Origin of the sequence: Curtobacterium sp. B18, from assembly GCF_000333375.1 — a bacterium.
Classification (GTDB): Bacteria; Actinomycetota; Actinomycetes; order Actinomycetales; family Microbacteriaceae; genus Curtobacterium.
The window spans coordinates 1-986 of sequence record NZ_BACZ01000490.1 but is presented as its reverse complement, the minus strand read 5'-3'; the positions used below and the strand labels follow the sequence as shown (position 1 = coordinate 986).

At 65.8% G+C, this 986-nt stretch carries 1 protein-coding gene; it reads left to right on the top strand.

Annotation, left to right across the window (positions count from 1 at the left end; genetic code table 11):
• Nucleotides 1-852, top strand: an 852-nt coding sequence (dnaB, locus tag I5E_RS13020; protein ID WP_022907372.1) for a replicative DNA helicase, incomplete at its 5' end; no start/stop codon positions are given.
• Between the last annotated feature and the right edge of the window lie 134 nt (nucleotides 853-986).

Here is a 986-nt window from a genome sequence, read left to right as displayed (position 1 = left end):
GTCCCCCTGACCGACGCCATCTCCGCCGCGCTCGACGAGATCGAGGCCGCCAAGGGCCGTGACGGGCAGATGACCGGCGTCCCGACCGGCTTCGCGCAGCTCGACGGCCTCACCAACGGCTTCCACCCGGGCCAGCTCATCATCATCGCCGCCCGCCCGGCCCTCGGGAAGTCGACGCTCGCGCTCGACCTCTGCCGCGCGGCCGCGATCAAGCACAACGAGACCGCCGCGTTCTTCTCCCTCGAGATGGGCCGTGCCGAGATCGCGATGCGTCTGCTCTCCGCCGAGTCGAGCGTGCCGCTGCAGAACATGCGCAAGGGCACCGTCGACTCCCGCGACTGGACGACCATTGCCCAGACCCGTGGCCGCATCAACGACGCCCCGTTCTTCATCGACGACTCCCCCAACATGACCCTCGTCGAGATCAGAGCGAAGTGCCGTCGCCTCAAGCAGCAGCACAACCTCCGCATGGTCGTCATCGACTACCTGCAGCTCATGACCTCGGGCAAGAAGGTCGAGAGCCGCCAGCAGGAGGTCTCCGAGTTCTCGCGAGCGCTGAAGCTCATGGCGAAGGAGCTCCAGGTGCCGGTCGTCGCACTGTCGCAGCTGAACCGTGGTCCCGAGCAGCGCGCTGACAAGAAGCCCCAGATCTCCGACCTGCGTGAGTCCGGATCGATCGAGCAGGACGCCGACATGGTCATCCTGCTGCACCGCGAGTCCGCCTACGAGAAGGACAACCCGCGTCAGGGTGAGGCGGACCTCATCGTGGCGAAGCACCGTAACGGGCCGACGGACACCATCACGGTGGCGTTCCACGGGATGTTCTCTCGGTTCGTGGACATGCCGCAGTAGGCAGTCGTGTCGGTGTCCCAACTAGATGGTCCCCCCGCCCAGGAGATGGTCCGTTCGAGTGAAGCGGACCGCCTACATGGCGGACGATGAGCCAAGGATTGGATCGTCATCATGAGGGTTCCGCCCTACCTACC